This is a genomic window from Leekyejoonella antrihumi (assembly GCF_007845645.1).
GTDB lineage: Bacteria > Actinomycetota > Actinomycetes > Actinomycetales > Dermatophilaceae > Leekyejoonella > Leekyejoonella antrihumi.
Genome location: NZ_VCQV01000123.1, coordinates 1 through 1382, shown reverse-complemented (window position 1 = coordinate 1382; position 1382 = coordinate 1). Strand labels below are relative to the sequence as shown.

Sequence of the window (1382 nt, the reverse complement as noted above, 5' to 3'; positions counted from 1 at the left end):
ACTGTGTCAGCAGCTGACCGACACCGAGACGACCTATCCTGGCACGAACCTCAAGATCGTCTACACCGTCAAAGACCAGCCTGACAACTCATGAACGATCCCACCATGTCCAGACCCCTGGGGCCGGACGCTGGTGGCACCGGAACCAGCGCCAACGAAGGCACGAGCGCCGCATCCTCGCCCGTGAACGCGACCTCCTCGGGGTGCGTGGCCACTGCTGGGCTGATGACGGCCCGGGACGGCGTGATCTCCGCCGGGCCCTTCAAGGCGAACCGAGGACTTTGGCGAGCAGAGCAGGGGACGAAGTTCTGGGTGGAAACGTCGGTCAACCAAAAGCCCACGGCTGCCGTCATCCGCGCTCAGCTACTCAATTCATCCACGCAGTCGATGGTGACGCGTCGCGGACCGGACGCTATTGCCACACCCGACGGTGACCCGCCGGGCCTGTTCTTTCCTGGGAACCTACGGCTCCCTCGCCACGGGACCTGGCAGATCACCGTCACGATCGGCAAAGACAGCGGCTGCTTCCGCGTCCACGTCTAGCGCTCCACCCGGACATACAGCCCGGCATGGACGGGGAGCGATACGCCCCGCTTGGGGAGGAATCACTGGACACGAGAACGGCGATCAGTGGCCGACGTGCTGGCATAGCGGTCGGTGCCCTGCAGGGGTGTCCAATACGGAACGCCCACGGCGGGCGCGGTGTGCGGTGTCCGCAAGGCGAGGTCTTACGGGTCGCTTCGCGGCCTTGAGTTCACCGTTCTCGGTAGGGTCATTGCGTGGTGAGCCTGGCGAGGGAGCAGTTGGCTGCCGTGGCCGAAGTGCTGGGTGCCGGTCGCCGCGGGGGCATCGAGATTTGGCTACGCGGCGGGTGGGCCATGGACTTCTACTTGGGCGAGATCAGCCGTGAGCATCTGGACGTCGACTTCTTCGCCTGGCGGCATGACCTTCCCCAGCTCGTGGAGAGCCTCGTCGCCAACGGTTGGAGCGAGATCGGTACCCACCCGCGGGACCAGCAGCGTGACCTGCGCCGCGGGGCGGTCGAGCTGGGGTTTGCTCCCTTGGAACGGGACGTCGAGGGCCGCGTGGTCGTGGGTGGCGGGCCCTGGCGTGGAACTCGGTGGCCTGCTGACATCCTGTCCGACGCAGTGGTCGGCCACATCGGTGACCTGTGCTGTCCGGTGATCAGCCCGCGCGCGCAGGTTGAGATCAAACAGATGATGCCCGAGTGGGTGCCGGCGATGCGTCGGAGGCCTAAACCTCGATCCGTGGAAGGACTGGGCTGATTGGCTGTGAGCGGGTGTCGGGACTGCGTGTGGGCGGCTCGTGGTGGCTGGGCGTTATGGTGCCGCTGGTCTGCCCAGCTTTTCCACGAGGAGTCT

The 1382-nt window shown here is 65.9% G+C and carries 2 protein-coding genes; both read left to right on the top strand.

Annotation, left to right across the window (positions count from 1 at the left end; translation table 11 throughout):
• Positions 1-105 precede the first annotated feature (105 nt).
• Positions 106-543 carry a hypothetical protein gene (locus FGL98_RS25025; protein ID WP_146321590.1) on the top strand — a complete coding sequence of 146 codons (438 nt, stop codon included), beginning with the start codon at positions 106-108 and terminating at the stop codon, positions 541-543.
• A 236-nt stretch (positions 544-779) separates the two neighbouring features.
• Positions 780-1286 carry a nucleotidyltransferase domain-containing protein gene (locus FGL98_RS25020; protein WP_146321588.1) on the top strand — a complete coding sequence of 169 codons (507 nt, stop codon included), beginning with the start codon at positions 780-782 and terminating at the stop codon, positions 1284-1286.
• Positions 1287-1382 lie beyond the last annotated feature (96 nt).